12 protein-coding genes are annotated in these 19,114 nt (G+C 31.4%); all 12 read left to right on the top strand.

All coding sequences use genetic code 11. The features are described 5' to 3' along the window. The first annotated feature begins 104 nt into the window (after positions 1-104). The 12 genes from PTSHG_RS00970 to PTSHG_RS01025 all read left to right on the top strand — a co-directional run bounded on the left by PTSHG_RS00970 (position 105) and on the right by PTSHG_RS01025 (position 18,963). The gene (locus PTSHG_RS00970; protein ID WP_019107061.1) at positions 105-467 is read left to right on the top strand and encodes a YbaN family protein; all 363 of its coding nucleotides are present in this window, start codon (positions 105-107) and stop codon (positions 465-467) included. 2 nt (positions 468-469) lie between these two features. Further along, a complete protein-coding gene (locus PTSHG_RS00975; RefSeq protein ID WP_019107062.1) occupies positions 470-2,188 on the top strand; it encodes an ABC transporter ATP-binding protein/permease in 1,719 nt (572 codons plus the stop codon). Continuing rightward, positions 2,172-3,830 carry an ABC transporter ATP-binding protein gene (locus tag PTSHG_RS00980; RefSeq protein WP_019107063.1) on the top strand — a complete coding sequence of 553 codons (1,659 nt, stop codon included), beginning with the start codon at positions 2,172-2,174 and terminating at the stop codon, positions 3,828-3,830. The genes PTSHG_RS00975 and PTSHG_RS00980 overlap by 17 nt, the downstream gene beginning before the upstream one ends. Positions 3,831-4,017: 187 nt before the next feature. Continuing rightward, positions 4,018-4,668 (top strand): hypothetical protein, encoded by a 651-nt coding sequence (locus PTSHG_RS00985; protein WP_238318693.1) that lies wholly within the window; start codon positions 4,018-4,020, stop codon positions 4,666-4,668. 218 nt (positions 4,669-4,886) lie between these two features. Further along, complete coding sequence (locus tag PTSHG_RS00990; protein WP_019107065.1) at positions 4,887-6,335, top strand: NEAT domain-containing protein; 1,449 nt, start codon at positions 4,887-4,889, stop codon at positions 6,333-6,335. After that, positions 6,316-7,257, top strand: a complete 942-nt coding sequence (locus PTSHG_RS00995; RefSeq protein ID WP_019107066.1) for a heme-binding Shp domain-containing protein — start codon at positions 6,316-6,318, stop codon at positions 7,255-7,257. Before PTSHG_RS00990 ends, PTSHG_RS00995 begins: the two co-directional genes overlap by 20 nt. Further along, entirely contained in the window at positions 7,250-8,170 is a 921-nt protein-coding gene (gene isdE, locus PTSHG_RS01000; RefSeq protein WP_019107067.1) for a heme ABC transporter substrate-binding protein IsdE, read from the top strand. Before PTSHG_RS00995 ends, isdE begins: the two co-directional genes overlap by 8 nt. Continuing rightward, positions 8,157-9,146 carry a FecCD family ABC transporter permease gene (locus tag PTSHG_RS01005; protein ID WP_019107068.1) on the top strand — a complete coding sequence of 330 codons (990 nt, stop codon included), beginning with the start codon at positions 8,157-8,159 and terminating at the stop codon, positions 9,144-9,146. The genes isdE and PTSHG_RS01005 overlap by 14 nt, the downstream gene beginning before the upstream one ends. Further along, a complete protein-coding gene (locus PTSHG_RS01010) occupies positions 9,136-9,897 on the top strand; it encodes an ABC transporter ATP-binding protein (RefSeq protein ID WP_019107069.1) in 762 nt (253 codons plus the stop codon). The genes PTSHG_RS01005 and PTSHG_RS01010 overlap by 11 nt, the downstream gene beginning before the upstream one ends. A 9-nt stretch (positions 9,898-9,906) precedes the next feature. Further along, positions 9,907-10,419, top strand: a complete 513-nt coding sequence (locus PTSHG_RS01015) for a flavodoxin family protein (RefSeq protein ID WP_019107070.1) — start codon at positions 9,907-9,909, stop codon at positions 10,417-10,419. Between the two features lie 51 nt (positions 10,420-10,470). Further along, the gene (locus tag PTSHG_RS09880; protein ID WP_019107071.1) at positions 10,471-18,024 is read left to right on the top strand and encodes an S-layer homology domain-containing protein; all 7,554 of its coding nucleotides are present in this window, start codon (positions 10,471-10,473) and stop codon (positions 18,022-18,024) included. 66 nt (positions 18,025-18,090) lie between these two features. Further along, positions 18,091-18,963 (top strand): copper amine oxidase N-terminal domain-containing protein, encoded by an 873-nt coding sequence (locus PTSHG_RS01025; protein ID WP_019107072.1) that lies wholly within the window; start codon positions 18,091-18,093, stop codon positions 18,961-18,963. The last annotated feature ends 151 nt before the right edge of the window (positions 18,964-19,114 follow it).

Below are 19,114 nucleotides of genomic sequence, written 5' to 3' on the forward strand. Positions count from 1 at the left end.
AAGAAAAACAAAATGATATCCAATATCAATATTATTTACTTATAAAAATTTCTTTGTTAGTATATATCTTGAAAATTAAGAAACTAAAGCTAAGGAGGATATAATTGAAGATTTTATTTTTAATATTTGGATTTATTTTTTTGGGGATTGGAATACTTGGTATATATTTGCCTTTATTACCTGCAACTCCCTTCTTGTTACTGGCAACATGTTGTTTTGCGAGAGGATCAAAAAAGTTCAATGACTATTTTATTTCTACTAAACTATACAAGGAAAATATTGAGCCAATAAAAAATAAGACTGGTATGACAAGAGAGAGGAAGATTAAGATTCTTATGATGATTACTTTTTTTCTTGCCCTATCATTTTATTTTGTAAACAACTTACATGCTAGAATTACACTCTTATTAGTGCTTATTTTTCACTACATATATTTTATTTTTAAAATTAAGACAATCAAGGAGTAGAAATGTTTAACAAAAAATTACTTAATGAGTTAAAGAGTGAGAAAATACAAATTTTAAAGCTTTTACTTATAAAAATTATACAAATGACAGCTAATGTTGCCATGATTTTTTTAATGGGGAAGTCTATAGAAGCTTTAATTAGTTCAAGCTTTAGTGGGAGTAAATTTATTTTATTTATGATCCTAATAATTGGACTAAATATTTTCTTAATAAAAATAGAAGCTAGTATATCTTACAAGGCTTCCTATAGGATTAAAAATACATTGAGAAAAAGACTAATGAAGAAGGTTTTTTCTTTTAAGATGGAGTATGGGAGCAAAATTTCTATTTCAGAAGTTATAAATTTAGGTGTAGAGGGAATAGAGCAACTCAACTTATTTTATTCTGCTCTATTGCCGCAACTTCTATTCTCCTTAATAGGACCTCTAATTCTATTTTTTATACTTTCATTTTTAAATTTCAAAATTGCAATAATAATGCTCTTGCTAATACCACTAATACCAATTGCAATAATTATGGTACAAAAACTTGCAAAAAAAGTTGTAAAAACTTATTGGAAATCATATACAAATCTGTCAGAAGTTTTTATAGACTTCCTATATGGCTTAACAAGTTTAGAAGTTTTTAATGCAGATGAAGATTACAATGACCTACTTAATGCGAAGGCAGAAGACTTTAGGGTCAAAACCATGAAGCTTCTCATGATGCAACTAAATAACATTACGGTCTTAGACTTAATTTCTTATGCAGGATCAGCCTTGGGAATTATCTTATCCATCTATTATTATTCTAAGGGTCAGCTATCTGTCTTTGCAGCTTTTTCTTTTATACTCTTAAGCCAAGAATTTTTCTTACCCTTAAGAAGACTAGGAGCACTTTTTCATGTTGCAATGAATGGAATCACAGCAGCGAATTCTCTTTTTGAAATTTTAGATCTTGATAGCATAGAAGATTTTGAAGATCTTATACAGGATGAGAAAGTGGATATAGAAGTAAGAAATTTAAATTTTTCTTACGGAGAAAAGGAAATTTTAAAAGATTTGAATATGAAGATTAAGTCGAACAAAATCACCGCCATAGTAGGAGAAAGTGGTTGCGGAAAGTCTACTCTTGCAAAATTAGTTGGTGGACTTGAAAGAAATTATGATGGGGAGATACTTTACAATGGTTTAAGCGAAATTTCAAATGATTCTTTGAATGAAAATATAATGTTAGTAGACAATAATCCTTACTTCTTTAAGGAAAGTCTTAGATATAATCTTAAAATTGCAAATAAAAATGCCGATGATGATAAATTAATAGAAGTTTTAGAAGAAGTTGGTCTGTATTCCTACTTTAAAAATGTAGGAAGCTTAGATAGTATCCTAGAAAGTGCTGGTAACAACTTATCAGGTGGACAAAAACAAAGGCTTGCAATAGGAAGGGTCCTTTTGAAAGAACCAAAGATTTTAATTTTAGATGAGTCCATTTCAAATATAGATAAGGAATCAGAAGATTTGATTTTAAATCTTATACAAAAATTAAAAGAAAAAATGACCATAATTCTTATTACTCATAGACTCAACACAGTCCTTCACGCAGACTATATTTACTATCTTGACAATAAGAAAGTTGCTGAAGAAGGAAGTTTTGAAGAAATAAGTAAGGGAGAATTATTTTCTGGTATTTATAGATACCAAAGGGAATTAGAAATGTGGGGTTTAAATGAAGAAATTAATTGAATATAAAAATTTAATAGGGAAACTCCTATCTCTTGTGGATGATCTGAAGTTACAAATGTTTTTTGCCATATTTTTTGGTGCAAGTGGGCACATGTTTGCGACTTTATTGCCATCACTAGGCTTATTCTACCTAAGCAAACTAATTTTAAATCAAACTGTAAATTTAAAATTAATAATTGGAATCTTATTCACTTTAGCTATACTGAGAGCAATATTTAAGTACCTAGAGCAGCTTTTAAATCACTATATAGCCTTCAAAATTTTAGCAATATTAAGAGATAAAATTTTCAAAAAACTAAGATCTTTGGGACCGGCTAAGATGAACGGAAAGAATAAAGGAGAATTAATTTCTATTATTACATCAGATATAGAGTTACTAGAGGTTTTTTACGCACACACAATCTCTCCTGTCTGCATAGCCCTAGTTCACACTTTATTTTTCTTTATTCTTTTATGGAAATTTAATCCAATTTATTCTTGGATACTTCTAACTTTTCACTTGATATTAGCTATAATTATCCCAATTATCACAGAGAAATCTGCTGGAGAAATTGGACGAAGGCAGAGGAAGAATTTATCAAGTTTAAATTCTTTAATCCTGGAAAGCTTTAAGGGAATAAAAGAAATTATTAATTTTTCTTATTTTGAAGATAGGTATAAGGAGATTGAATTTGAAGCAAATAAGTTAAATAGGTCTACCAAGACTCTTACAGAAAAGTCATCTAGTAATTTTGCCCTCACATCTTTTACGATAATACTTGGGGACTTAATTTTTACTTTGATGGCCTTTAAGCTTTACAAGGATTCTATCTTAGACCTTAGTGGTTTATTATTTCCCTTGGGAGTTTTCATTTCTTCTTTTGGACCAACAAGCGCCCTTTCATCTCTTGCAAATAACTTAGTTTTGACCTTTGCTTGTGGCAAGAGAGTCAAGGAACTTTTAGAAGAAGATCCCCTTACACCGATAAATTACGAGGGAGAAGAAATTGATTATGAAAATATCTGTCTTGAAGAAGTAAATTTCTCTTATGATGATACAAAACTTATTAATGATTTTAATTTTAAAGCTTCATTAAATGAGATAATAGGGCTAAAAGGCAAAAGCGGTTGTGGCAAGTCAACCTTAATAAGATTAATGATGAGATTTTATGATACAAAGAGTGGAAAAATTTGCCTAAATGAAAAAAATATGAAAGATTTGAATACATTAAATTTAAGAGAGAATATTTCATACTTAAGTCAAGAAACCCACCTATTTAGAGGAAGCATTAGAGATAACTTAAAAATTGCAAAAAAAGATGCAAGTGAAGAGGAATTAATAGAAGCTTGCAAGAAGGCAAATATTTATGATTTCATAATGACACTTGATAAGGGGTTTGACACAGAGATAGTAAAAGAAAATAATGAAATCTCCACTGGACAAGCTCAAAGGCTGGCTTTAGCAAGAATCTTTTTAAGAAAATCAAAGCTATATCTACTTGATGAACCAACGGCTAACATAGATGCATTAAACGAAGGAATAATTTTAAAGTCCCTATATAATGAGAGAAAAAATAAAAATATTATAATTTCATCTCACAGAGATAGTTCTCTTAGGATTTGTGACAGAATAGTAGAAGTGGAAAGAGAAATGGAGTCATAAGTCAATGATAAACTTGAATATAACTAAAATACAAATTAAATATTTATTATTTATAAAAAATTATGAAGGAAGGAAGACTATTACGGAAGCAAGCCTATTCTTTAATTGTTCTCGCGCTAACTCAAAAAAAATTCTAGATAAAATGATTCTTATAGGCATCCTATACAAAGATGATAATGAGTATAAGTTGACGAAAATAGGATGTGACCTTTCAGAATTTTATAATGAAAATCTTGAAAAGAATTTATTTGTAGTACAAAAATTTTTGGATATTGATGATAATCTTGCTAGAAGTATCAGTCTTGAAATTTTGTCAAAGAGACTTATTCCTTATCAAGAGGCACTAGAAAAAAGATACAAGAGTATGATTTTAGCTAAAAATATTCAAGGGAGAGAGAAGGTCCAAGATATTTCCAGATATTTAGAAAAGGGAAGGCATGAAATTAATTTTTCAATTAAAAAAATTTCTGAAGATAGTAAAAACTCCTTTGTAGATAATTCAATGGCACTTATGGGCTTTGATGATCACGCATATTTAATAATTGGAGAAGAATCCTATATAGAACTTTCAACTAAGACAATAAAGAAGGCTCATCAAGGTTACTTTAAAAAAGGAATTGCTACAAAGCTATTTTATTTTGATGATGGAGAAGAAATAGAAATAAATTCTAAGGATAGGATTTTTAAGATTCCTCTTAATTTAATTGATTACTGGTCAACATCAGATGGGATAATTTTAGAAGCATCCTTTATTTTAAAAATTGAATCTCAGATGGGAATAACAATCCATGAAAAAAAAGCAAATTTTTTATTCATAGTTAACCTTTGTTTAACTTGAAATCTTAAGCTTATACACCATAAAATATATAAAAATATTCTAAACTCTAGTCAGTCACTAGGGTTTATTTTTTTATAAAAATTAAAATAATATATTTATAAAAATTTATCTTCTAGTAAACCAGAGTTAACAAAAATCCTGGAAATTTTTTATAGCTTATTTAATTGATAAGTAATATCATTACTCATGATTAGATTATTTGTAAGGGGTAGTTTGTATTGAAAAATAAAAAAATATACATAGTTCTTGTAATTTTAATTACTTTAACAAACTTTGTTTTTGCATCTGATGATGTAATGCCAGAAAAGAAAGAAATAAATTTAGAAGCTGGATATTATGAAATCCCAGTAAAACTTTGGCACTTTATTGAAGACAAAGAAAGTATGGGTAACAAAGCCCTTATACAAAGAGCGGAGATAGAAGTGAAGAATAATGAAGCAAATTTATACATAGGATCAGATAAGATGGAGTACTTATCTATAATAGCTTCCCTAATAAATATTTACTTTCAAAAGGAAGATGGAATTTATCACAGAGCAGAAGCTGGATGTTACCAATTAGAAGTCCCTAATGAAAAGGATAGGAGACCAGAGGTCTTTAGAACATCTTTAATAAACACGGATGAGATGACTAAGGTTTATCTTGATCCAAAAGTTGAGCCCATGGGGGACGAACCAATAAGAGCTAGATTAAAATTGGACTTTGAAAAAATAAAGAAAATCGATGAAAGTGAAGCAAGTTTAATTAAAAAATTTCAGGAAGGTCCTAAGAAAAGAGAATTTAATTCAAGGGAACCGGGACAGGTTGAAAATAAAAACTTAATTGTTTCCTATGAACCAGATACCTTTGAAGAAGAATTTTATTTTTATGGCAATAAGTTATCTGGAAAAGGATCAGAAGACTACACTAAGGATTTTGATAAGTTAGATCAAGTGAATGTATTTAAGATTGAATTCTTGGGGCAACTTGATGAAATAAGTGGAGAAGAAAAAAGCATTCAGGCAGGGAGAAAAAAGATTGAGCCTAAGAAAGACTTTGATTTACAATTACCACTTTTAAAATTTACTAAAGATGACAAGTTAAGCCTTTATGAAATAAAAGATGGTAAGAAGGTAAAGAAAGATTACAAAGTAAATGGTAATCACATTGAACTTAAGACTAAAGAAGGGGAAATTTTTATCCTAGTAAAAAGTGCTAATTCCAAGGAGGACATGAAGCTTAGTCCTAAAAATATTAATGAAGCGTCTAATGCAATAACAAATGAAAATGCAGGGCCTAGTAACAAGGCTCAAGAATTTATGAAAAAGGTAAAAAAGCCGAGGACAAAATTAGCGTCGGGAGCAGAAAACAAATCCAAGGCGATTCCACTTAAAAAATTTGAAAGAAGAAGTCAAGTTGACAATATAAAACAAGAGGAGCCTCTTAAAGAAGCTTTAGGACATGAAAAAAGAAATATTGAAAATAAAGATTCTTTAAACTTAGAAAAAACAAAGGAAGTAAAAGAAAGAGAATCACCAGGGATTATATTACTAATAATTCTAATATTTATTGGACTTAATGTAACTGCCCTTCTTGTAATCAAGAAAAACTTTGCTGAAATAAAAAACATGAAAGAAGAAATAATATTTTTAGGAGGGCTAAAAGATAATGAAAAAAATAATAAATAGTTTTTGCATTTTGGCTCTTATCTTTGCAAGTCTAATAAATATTACTTATGCCTATAGGCAAGAAACTGCCAAGGTCACTCCTTATTACTCTCATCCAGTTACTGGAGTTATAGAAGATCCAGGTAACAATCCAGGCATAGGACAGGGGATGACAGAAAACGTCCTGTCTCCTCAAGCCTTAGTTGAAAGTACAGATGATGGAAGAATATTTTTGTCAGTACGTTTTAATCTTGCAAACTATATAAAAAATGAAAGCTTTGCGGTTCAAAATTACGGAGATGAAAACTTTTATTCGGTAAAGGCTGACGTAACTAATCAAACAAATGAAACGAGAGATTATAGGTTTGAGATACCTGGCAATAATGCAATTGTAAGATCAAGTTTTTTTGTAGAACCCATGGGAAGAGATGTAATTTTCTATTACACAATTTCTGATCTAGTAGCTGGTAACACAGACTTTAAGACTTTAGAAAAATTAAATCAAAGTCATGAAAGTCATGAAGTTAATAAAAGTGAAGGTCAAGTAATAGAAAATTCCAACAAGTATGTATGGACAGGGATTGAAGAAAACAAAGGCTTAGAAGAAAATCCTGAAATTAGTGATGGATTACAAGGCTCGGGAGAAAAAATTGAGCAAAAGGCAACAAATGATAAATTTTCTGCTGGAGACTTGGGCTATGATCATGGACTTTTGACAAAGGATTCAGAAATAATCAAAAAACTTTTTTATTCTGATGATGAAGATAAAGAAGAAATGCCTAAAAGAAAACTTGGAAAGATAACTCTTGGATTTATTTATGCTTTAATTGTTCTCTTTGTAATACTAACAGGTGGACTTATCCTATTAGCTTTTCTATCTTATGTTTACAAAAATAAAGTAGAAGAAGATTTAGAAGAGGAAAGGAGGAGGACTTATGAATAGATTAAAAAGGATTTTAATTTTAATACTCCTTCCATTTTTACTAACAGCTTGCGTAGAGCAGAAAGCTGATAAAAAAGTAAGGGGCAGTCAATTAAGAATTGGGGCAACATCAATGGCAACTGTTTATATAATGGAAAAATTAAATGTTGATTTAGTAGCAGTTCCTGATTCAAAAACAGATGAGATGCCAGAAAGATATAAGAATGTTCCTAAAGTTGGTATGGCAATGATGCCTGACATAGAAAAATTAAAACAAATAAATCCAGACTATGTTTTTTCGCCAGTATCCTTAATATCAGACTTACTTCCAAAGTACAAGGCAGCAAACTTGGACTATGGTTTTCTAAACCTTAATAATGTTCAAGGAATGTATAAGTCAATAGAAGACCTCGGAAACTTATTAGATAGAAAAAAAGAAGCTCAGGAATTAGTTGATGACTATAAGAAATTTATTGATAATTACCAAAAAAGGAACAAGGACAAAAAGGCACCAAGAGTTTTAGTCCTTATGGGGCTACCAGGTTCTTATGTAGTAGCAACAGAAAACTCCTATGTAGGGAGCCTTGTAAAACTTGCAGGTGGAGAAAATGTATATGAAGGGACAGACCAAGAGTTTATAACAATAAACACTGAGGACATGTTAAAGAAAGATCCTGACATAATACTTAGAACAGCCCATGCCCTACCAGATCAAGTAATGGCAATGTTTAAAAAAGATTTTATGGAGAATGACATTTGGAAACACTTTAGGGCAGTTAAGGAAGGCAAGGTTTACGACCTTGACTACAAAAAATTTGGCATGAGTGCGAAATTTAACTACAAGGAAGCCTTAAATGACTTAGACAAACTTTTCTATGGGGAAGATTCAAATGAAGTAGGAAATACAGGTGATAAGACAAATGAAGAAAAATAAAATCATCCTAGTTTACACCATATCAATCCTAGTCCTAATAGGACTCATACTCTTTTCAGCAAAAACTGGCTCTATAGAAATGACCTTTGGAAAATTAATAAGGGGCTTGTTTATAGAATATGATCCCGACGTAGCAACAATATATGACCTTAGGTTTCCAAGAATAATAATATCAATACTAGCTGGAGCAGCCCTAGCAACATCGGGGGTTCTCTTACAAGCAGTAATGCAAAACCCCCTAACAGATCCAGGCATAATAGGCATATCATCAGCGGCAAGTCTATCAGCAAGTCTTGTAATGATATTATTCCCAGGCCTATATGCCCTTAGCCCACTTTTTTCAGTAGTGGGAGGGCTTCTTGCTTACCTCTTAATATATTCACTAGCTTGGAACGGAGGATCCAACCCAATAAAACTAATACTTGTAGGTGTAGCACTTAACATGACCCTAATGGGAGTAAACGAAGGAATAAAATCCATGATGGGGGGTAACCTTACAAACGTTCAATCGATAATAGAAGGAAATGTAGCGCAAAAAACTTGGGCAGATGTAAAAATTATGGCAATTTACGGAATCCTATTTCTAATAATAGCACTTTTCACAATAAGGACAGCAAACCTACTTCAACTGGAAGACCAAACAGCACAAGCCTTGGGAGTTAATGTAAATCGAGATAGGTTTATCCTAGCCCTAATTGGAATAATACTAGCATCAGTATCCACAGCCATAGTTGGGGTAATAGGCTTCTTAGGCCTAGTAGTGCCACACATATCAAGAATAATTCTTGGCTCAAACCACAAGAACCTAATACCCTATTCCATGATACTGGGAGCAATAACCCTCCTCCTATCAGACACCTTGGGAAGAGTGATAGCCTACCCTTACGAAATAAAACCATCAGTAGTAATGACAGTAGTGGGCGGAATATTTTTTATAGGCCTATTAAAAGTAGGAGGAAAAAACTATGGAAATTAATCACTTATTTTTCGCCTATGACAAAAATATGGTCATAAAAGATCTTTCTCTTAAAATAGAAAAAAATAAGATCACAACCCTCCTAGGTGCCAATGGCTGTGGCAAGTCAACTCTTTTAAAACTAATAACAAGAGTGGAAAAGCCAAAAATGGGTTTTATAAGTCTTGATGGCAGAAATATTAAAAACATAGAGAGAAAAGAATTTGCAAAAAAAGTTGCCATAGTTAGACAAAAAAATCAAATAGCAGGTGACATAAAAGTTGAAGAACTTGTTGCCTATGGAAGAAATCCCTATGTAGGCTTTATGCAGAAGCCAAGTCAAGATGACAAAAATAAAATAAATAAAGCGATAGAAGTTTGTGGCTTAGAAGAAATAAGAAAGGAGCGAGTCAATTCCCTATCAGGTGGACAAGTCCAGAGGGCATGGATAGCTATGGCAATAGCACAAGATAGTGAGATACTTCTCCTAGATGAACCCACAACCTACCTAGATATCAAATACCAAATAGAAATTTTAAAACTAATAAGAAATTTAAATAAAAATCTAGGCAAGACTATAATTATGGTTCTTCATGACATCAATCAGTCTTTAGAATATTCGGACACCATAGTAGGAATGATGAAGGGGAAAATCGAATTTCAAGGAAAGTCAAGCCAAGCCTTGACAGGAGAAAAGATAAGCAAGATCTACGATACAAGACTAAAAATAATAGATATAGAAAATAAAAAATATGTATTTGCAGAAGATTAAGGAGGAAAAGTGAAGGGACTAATAATATATTCATCAAAGACGGGAAACACCAAGAGAATGGCAGAAAAAATTTATGAAGTCTTAAAAGATGAACACCAAATGACCATAAAGGACATAAGAGATGCACCTGAAGTAGAAAAATTTGATTTTGTACTTTTGGGTGCCTGGATCGATAGAGGAAGCCTAGAGACCAAGGCCTTAAAATTCTTAAAGACCATCAAAAATAAAAAAATAGGACTCTTTGCAACACTTGGAGCGATGCCAGACTCAGAACATGGAAGGAAGGTAATAAAAAACTTAGAGAATCTTTTAATAGACAGAGACTCCTTGGGACAACACATATGCCCAGGCCTAGTTGATCCCAAGATGATAGAAAAATTAAGAGGAATTACAGGACTAGTAGTTCCAAAAAAGATAAAAGAAAAAATGATAGAAACAAGCCTTGAATCAAGAGAGGCAAGCGAAGAAGAACTAGAAGCAGCTGCAAGATACTTTGCAGATAGGATAAATAATATAGCTTAAAAATCAAAAAAGATTTTTAATATAAATAAATTATCAGAAAGGATTGATAAAATGAACAATAAAAAAGAAAAGCTAAACATTATTAGCTTACACAAGAAGGTAGCCTTAGGCTTATCAATTATAACAATGTTAGGAAGTGCACAACCAGTTTTTGCCTTTACACCAGCTAAAGATACGACAAAAAAAGAAATTATAAAAAAGGCTGATGAAATATTAAAAAATAAAGACGTTTTAAAGCACTTGCTTGGAACTAACTACCTAAGCGATAAAAATCCAACAGACTATAGACCAGGAATTGGCTTAGAAGATTATGAAGAAAATGACCCAAAGGATTCTCAAATTTTAAATGAATATACCATAGAATCAACTCCATGGTACGCAATTTATTCCTTAGCATCAAGAATAAAAGAAATTGCAAATTCTGTGGATGAAGACACTGCACAATATTTACTAAATCAACTAGATGATGTGCTTGCATTATATGCAATATCAAGTGATAATAGCCTTCAAGAAGATGGAGATTATAGTCTTAAAAATAACTTCAAAGCTGTAAAGGTACAATATTTGAGTAACGGAGATGGAAATCAAAACAAGTATCAAATGACTGGAGAAGATATTCCAGAAATAACAGATCTTTTAGGTGAAGGTGAACTAACAAAGTGGGGAAATGAACTAGAACTCTTATTTGTTGCAAATAAAAATAAGGTATCTAATATTAAATCAATGCTTGTTAATAAAGTTGCAGGCAAAGACATTATTGCACAAGTAGAAAGCTCCACAAATGATGTAAATCAAAAAGGATTAATTGCTATACCTATACCAGCAGAATTAAATGGATCAAGACTTGTAGTTGAAAACATGACATATATTGATAATACAGGTACAGAAAGAAGAACTGGTACCTTTGGAATTGATATTAATTATAAAAATTTAAAAAAGACAAATGACAATACAAAACTATACGGAGAAAGGACAAAAAGAAGGATTAAGTATTGGATCAAAAGAGGAGAAATACTTTTATCATCAACATTAGATGCTGATGTTCCAAAAGATCAAGAAAGGGCAGCAAAAATAAAAGAAAGTATTAATAAGTTACAAGAACTTAGAAATTCTGATAAGCCTTCTATGACTGAGGCATTAAAATATGCTCTACCTATTTATGAAACAGAAAATATCTTTACACTTCTTGAAATCTTAAATATGAAAATTGCAGAAGCTAGGGATGGTCTTGACAGTGGTTTCTATACAAGTGAAAAATATACAAAAGAAAGTATTGATAAATATAGAGAATATTTAGATGAGCTTGAAAGAACAGCTGCTGATAAAGAACTCGTTGATATAGTTTCAGCAATTAAAAAAATTGAAACAGCAAGTAATAATGGAACGCTAAAATACAACACAGAAAAACTAGAAAAGCTTGTCAAACTAGCTGGAAAATATGAGCCTCAATATTATACAGAGGTAACTTATGGAGAAATGCTAACAGCTAAGGGCAAGGCAAGTGAATGGATTGAAAGAAACAAACTGTCTACACCTTCTATTGACGAAACTTCAACTTATTTATCAGTTCTTCAAAAGGCAATTGATGGACTTCAAGCAAAACCAGGTATAACACCCCCTGCAATTAATGAAGAAAATGGAAACAAAGAAAAAAAAGAAGAAGTTTACGAAGTTCAAGTTACAGATGTAAACAATGATAAATTAAGACCACTACTTGATACAAAAGTAAAATATTATCCAAAGGAAAAGAAATTCATATTAAACTTTAAAAAAGTTAATGGCAACTTTGTTTGTGGATTATCTTATAGTGATGAAAACTTTACTGAAAAACCAGGAGAAATAATTTCCACAGACGGACAAGAAGATCGTCAAGATATTATTAAAGAAGTAGCTATAAAAGATCCAAGTGTTTTTAGTAATTCTATATATGTTAATACAAAGTACTATAACGGAAACATGATGGGGGTCGAAGACTTAAGATCTATAAAAATTTCTTTAGATCTAGATAATAAAAAACTTATTGCTGGAGAAGCTGAGGAAAAAGAAGAGTTTTCAAAGGAACCATATGAAGTTAGCTTTGAATGTAAAAATCAAAACTCAAATGAAAAAACTTATATGGAAAAATATATTTCTCCAAAAGCTATCTACGATCCAGTTAATAAGAAAATCAAGTTTTTAGCAACACCTGAAATCGAAGGAAATATTGTAAAGTCTTATGTGAAAGATATTCAATCTGCAATCAAGGGAATCCTAGATTCCGTTCCAAATAAAAAGGAAGAAATGACCATTCTAAATCCACAAGGAAATCAAGAAGTGGGATTTGTTCCAAAGGAATTTGAAATACCATTTGACATTGATAAGGATGAAAAAATAGTTGTATCAGCTGATGTTTATGATTCTGCTAGCAGCAAAAAGGATAAAATGGAACATGACTCTATATGGATTTATGTTAAAAATTCCAAGAGGAAGACAACTAAGGAAGAACTTGCAGAAATTAAAAACTTATTAAAAGTTAGGGTTGACTACCTAAGAGAAGACTACAAGAAAGTAAAAGGAATTTTACCAGAAAATTTAGTAGTGAACAAAAACATAGTTAGGGGAAATGACGAAATACTAACTAAGGATCAAAAAAATAATCCGACACTACAAGAAGAGAAAACAGTAAATATTAAAAATACAATTGAAGACTTGCTGAATAGAGTAGGTACTATTGACGAAAATACTAATATAAAAGCAGAGGATGCTAAGGCAAAAATTAAAGAATTAAGCACTTATGCTAGAGCAATTGAACCATGGGTTGATTTTAAAAATGCACTTGAGTTTGAAGACAGTATAAGTAAGTACGAAGCAACTGGTAGATTTACATCTGAATCTATTAATGAAGCTAAACAAACATTAAACAATTTAAAAGAAGACAAGCCGATGACTCTTGAAGAAGTAAACAAGGCTAGGACTGAAATAAATAGAATTTATGATAAGTTGAGATTAAATCCGGAAAAACTTCAAGGCCTAGTAAATGATGCAGAAGCAAAGTTAAAAGAAAAAGATAAGTATAGCTCTAATTCTTTAAAGGCATTAGATGAAACTCTCAATGGTTACAAAGAAAAAGAATTAATTTACAAGGGTCAAAATGGAATAGTTAAATACAAGATATATAAGAGTGCAAAAGCCTTTTTAACTGATATGACAAAGAGCCCTACCCTAAAAGAATATAAGGAAAGTAACCTAAAATCATTTGAAGGAAGTTTTGTAGAGGAAAAGGGTGGCTTAAATTTAGATATTGCTATTTATGACTACTGGTGTGGAAGATTAGAAAGTGATATTAAAAACCTAAAGGCCAAGAGTAATGAAAAAGTTAATAGAGATGAATTATTAGCAAGGATTGAAGAAGCCGAAAAGTTAGAAAAAGGGAAAAAATCTAAACTAGCCTTCCAGGAATTAAAAGCTGCCATCGAAGATGCTAAGTCTAAACAATTCTCAGAAGATCAAACTGAAATAGACAAGGCAAAAGATAAACTAGCAGATGCTATAAGTAAGTTTAAAAATTCTCCAGAAATTAGCGTTGACGAACTACAAGCTGTAATAAGTAGGGCTGAAAAAATAAACAAGAATAAAAAATCACAAGAAAACTTCCAAAAATTAATTGACGAAATAAATAAGGCTAAGGAAGCTTTAAAGAGTGAAAGCCAAGAAACTATAGAAAATGCAAAAATTGCTTTAGAAAAAGCGATAAAAGATTTTGAAGATTCAGACGATGAAATTGATGCATCAGAAAGTGACTTAAGAACAGTTAATGTAAAACTCATGAATGCCAAGGAAGAGAAAGAATCTATGGCTAAAGACGTTCTTTGGAATAAGGCTAAGCTATCAAAAATTAATGGAAAAGATTTTATAGAAGTGAAATTTGTACCTATGATGAACTTCCCAAATATGTCACAAAGAAGTGCAGAAAATTCTCAACAAAATATTCCAAGAGTTTTTGGAGCTGTTACAGAAGTTAAGTACGAAGATAATGGACAAATGAAATTGGCTGAAGTTATTAAGTCCGAAAAAATTACTGTAGGAACTCGTGAAGTTAATTCACCAACTCTTGTTAGAATTCCTGTTACTGAAGGTAAAAGTGATATAAAGTTAAATCTTAAGTATTATGCTGATTTAATGGGAAACGGTCAAGGAGCTGGAGAACATAATCCTGATGCTAGATTGAGAATAGATTGGAATTCTAAGGTAGATGGATTTAATAATAATGAGTACAACGTTGACAAGGGTCAACTAATTGAATTGATTGAATCCTTAAATCCAACAACAAGCCTAGAAGGAATAAGCGATGCCCTAAAGAATAAGATGCAAGATGAAATCAACAAGGCAAAAGCTGTTGAAAAGAATGGAGCATCTAGTCAAGATGATGTTAAAAAAGCTTATGAAAATTTAGCTAAGGCTGCAGAGGCTATTGTTATAGCAAATAATCTTATAAAAACAGAAATCGTACAAGCAGAATCCAATCTAAAATCTGATACAGAATCAAAAAAATATACTCCTGAATCCTTAAAGAAAGTTAAGGAACTTATAGAAAACACAAAGTCTGCTTTAAAAGTAGAAAGTGATGTAGAAAGAATTAAAGAATTAGATAGGGGAATTAAAAATATTTCTGATCTTTTAAGATATGATATGACAGAACTTAATAAGAAGATATCTGAAGCTGAGGAAATGATTAAGAATAATAAGATTAAGGCAGAAGGAAAGGATTCTTTACAAGCAGCTATAAATGAAGCTAAATCCTATATCAAAGAACACGACAGTAAGGGAACAAGAGCAGGAGACAAGAGAGCAGATTTAACTTCAAATATTGATAAACTAATTGCTAAATCAAAGACAAATGAGGGACAAGAAGTTCTTGACAAGTCTTCTCTAGACAACAAATTAGCTGAAGCTAAAAATATTCAAAAGGCTAATAAAAAGCAAGAAGCTTTCGATAAACTACAACAAGCAATTTCTGAAGTAGAAAGTTCAAAAGATTCTATTAATAGTAAAGAAGCACTAGAAGCAGCTGTTGCTAAACTTGATGCAGCAATCAGTGAATTTAATAATAGTGAAAATGAAGTTAAATTAAATAAAGATGCATTAGAAGCAAAGATAAGAGAGGCAGAAGGACTATCTAAAGAAGGTAAATCAGAAGATGCTATTTCAAATCTTGAAGCAGCAATTAATATTGCCAAAGCTAAGATGAATGCAGCAATTACTCAAGAAGATATAACAAAAGCTTTTGATGACCTTAATAATGCAATAGAATCCTTTAACAAGGCAAAAGCACCAGAAGCAAAAGTTGAAAAAGCTATATATAAAGTGCCTGTTAAATTTATTAGGACAAATGGTGAAAATTTACCAATGGGTGGAGATACTCTTGTAGAAACAGCTACACTTGAAGTTAATGGAGATGTTAAAAAACTTAGAATAAAATTACAAGTATCTCCATCTTTGAATGCATATATAGAAAAATTGTCTGTTAGTAAAACAGATGATACTGAAATTGGAGAACCTGTTCTTTCACCAGAAGGAAATAGGCCAGCTGAATATCTAATAGATGTAAGTGACAAAGATACAAATGCTATCGAAAACATTCTAGTTGGAATAAAAGTTGATCTTATGCCAATGAAAGTTGAGGCTTATATAAATGCTGATTTTGCTAACAAATCTTTAGTTGAAGGCAGTCAAGGAGAAAGCAAGCCTCAAATTGATAAGTCTGAATTAAGAAAATTAGTTGCAGAAATTGCAGGCATGGATTTAGGAAAATATAATCAAGAATCCAAGTCCAATTTATTAACAGCTTTAGATGCTGCGAACCAAGTTTTATCAGATGACAATGCTAAGGAAAGAGATGTAAATAGAGTACTAGAACAATTAAAACAAGCTAAGAATGCTTTAGTTGAAAATAAAACTAATCCTCAAGTAGAAAAAGTTAATAAAGATGAATTAAGAGCAAAAATTAATGAAGCAGAAGCAAAGAATGCTCAAGAATTTACTGAAGATTCATTCAATAATCTTAAGACTAAATTGGATGAAGCTAAAAACATCCTAAATAAGACAGATGCAAAACAAGTGGAAGTAAACACAGCAAAAACTAACTTAGAAAATGCAATAAATAGTCTTAAGAAGAAGCAAACTCCGGCTCCAAATCAAGTTGATAAATCAGGTTTACAGGATTTAATTAGTAAAGCTAACAAAATATCAACAATCCAATATACAGATGACAGTGTCATAGCTTTTAAAGAAGCATTAAAAAATGCTAATAAGGTTAACAATGATACTAATGCTAAACAAGATGATGTAAATTCAGCTAAAAATAGACTTGACATTGCTATGAACAACTTGAAGAAAAAGGTAAATAAAGTTGATTTAGGTATTCTAATTGCAGAATGTAACCGTATAAAAGAAGATGACTTTGAATATGACTATAATATGAGAGAATTTAACAAAGTTCTTAGAGAAGCAAAGGACGTTTACAATTCATCAAACTCTAATCAAGATCAAGTTGATAATGCTCTGAGAAATCTGTCTATAGCAAAATCAAACTTAGTTGCTAAGAAGAAGGGGCATATACTTTATGAAGTGCCAGTTAGAGTTCAAAAACCAAGTGGTGGAGAATCTATGGCTAATAAGGTTATAAATCCAAAAGCAACTGTTGAAGAAAACAATGGTAGGTTCACTTATACTGTTCAATTTGGAAAATTAACTATTGGAGATAAAACAGCTGGTGTAGATACTTTATATATCTATGATGGAGGATCTAAGTTTGCTGCAACTAGGGGAGCAAATGGAACGTTCTCTTGGACAAGCAATTCAAAGGTTACTAGTCAAAGAGTGTCATTTAAAGTTAGTGCCATGCCATCAGATCAAGACGCAATTCTTATGTTCTCATGGGGTGGAGCTAGGGAAACTAAAACATCAAATAATAATTTCTTTAACAATATGGCACCAAATAGAAAAATAGAACTTCCTAAGAAAGTTGATGAAAATAAAAAATTAGAAGAAAAGAAAAATATTGAAAATAAATTAAATAATTCTACACAATTTAGTGACACTAAGGGCCATTGGGCTAAGACTGCTATTGATTATGTTGTAAGCAAGGGTTATTTCTACGGACTTAGCAAGACAGAGTTTGGACCTAACAAGTCTATAACAAGAGGACAATTTGTAAGTGTTCTTGGAAGAATGTTAAATGTCAATGTAAATGACTACAAGGACCAAAACTTCAAAGATGTGAAGTCAGGAATGTACTACAGTCCTTATATTGCTTGGGCAAATAAAGTTGGAATAGTTTCAGGGATAGGTCAAGGGAACTTTGCTCCTGATAAAGAACTAACTAGAGAAGAGATGGCTGTAATGATGACTAAATTCTTAAAGCTATCAGGCAAAAATCTCAAGGCAAAGGGCAAAGCTGATGGATTCAAAGATGATGCAAAGATTCAAGGCTGGGCTAAGGATTCTGTAAAGGAAATGGCAAGCCTTGGACTTGTAAGTGGTATGGGTGATGGTAACTTTGCTCCTAAGTCACCATTCACTAGGGCACAAGTTGCTCAAGTTCTTTACAACATTGATCACAATTAATTTTAGTTAGTATGCTAGAGGGATGGTCCTTAAGGGCATCCCTCTATGATAATGAAGAGGTGTTATATGAAAAAAATATTTTTATCACTTTTATTGGCAATGCTTTTAATTCCAAATGCAATTTTTGCCGCTAGTAAGTATGAAGTACCTGTCAAGCTTGAAAAGTTTGGTGAGCCTGGCAAAGAATCTATGGGAAATTCTTCTTTAAAACCCTTTGCTGATGTTGAAGAAAAAGATGGCAAAGTCATTTATAAGATATATTTAAAAAATATTGAGTTTATGAATATGGAAGGAGAGCTTACTAATTTCTTCGTATATGAAGGAGACAAGGATTCTACTAGGGTAGAAACTAAACAAAGTTCAATTGATGGTGAATATAAAAAAATGCACGAGTTTGAAAGAACAAATCCAAAGGAAGATCAAATTCTTGTTGCAGTTTGGGTTGATGCTATGGATGCTATTGCTGGTGGTGGAAAGGGTTCAGGAGAACAAAAGGCTTACCTAAAATTTGACTGGGCTAATGCTAAGACCATGGAAGCTAAGGATTCTAAAGTTGAAAATAAGAATAAGGCAAAGTCTGAAAAGTCTTCCCCTAACTCTGAGATAAAAATTCTTGTTTCAGATAAGGAAATAAAACCAGAGACGCCAGTTTACATTGAAAATGGAAGGACAATGGTTCCACTAAGGTTTATCTCTGAAGCTCTTGGCGAAAAAGTTGATTGGAAGGCTGATACAAAAACTGTTCTCATTGGAGATAACAAGGCAAGTCTTGTAATTGGCGAAAAAGAAATTGAAGCGAATGGAAAGAAAATTGTAATTGATTCTCCAGCAGTTATTAAGAACTCAAGGACTTTCGTACCCCTAAGAGCAATTTCTGAAATATTAGGATCTAAAGTAGATTGGGATTCTTCAACAAGAACTGTAAAGATAAGTAAATAATTTTTATAAATCTCTCATAATAATTTTTATGGGGGATTTTTTTGAAAAAAATATAACATTAAGAAAGATAGGAATAAAAATCTTATTTACTTGCAATATCTATTGAAAGAAATAAAAAAAGCAAAGCACACTATATATTAATTTTATTTTA

The sequence above is a fragment of the Peptoniphilus senegalensis JC140 genome (assembly GCF_000321025.1).
GTDB lineage: Bacteria > Bacillota > Clostridia > Tissierellales > Peptoniphilaceae > Peptoniphilus_A > Peptoniphilus_A senegalensis.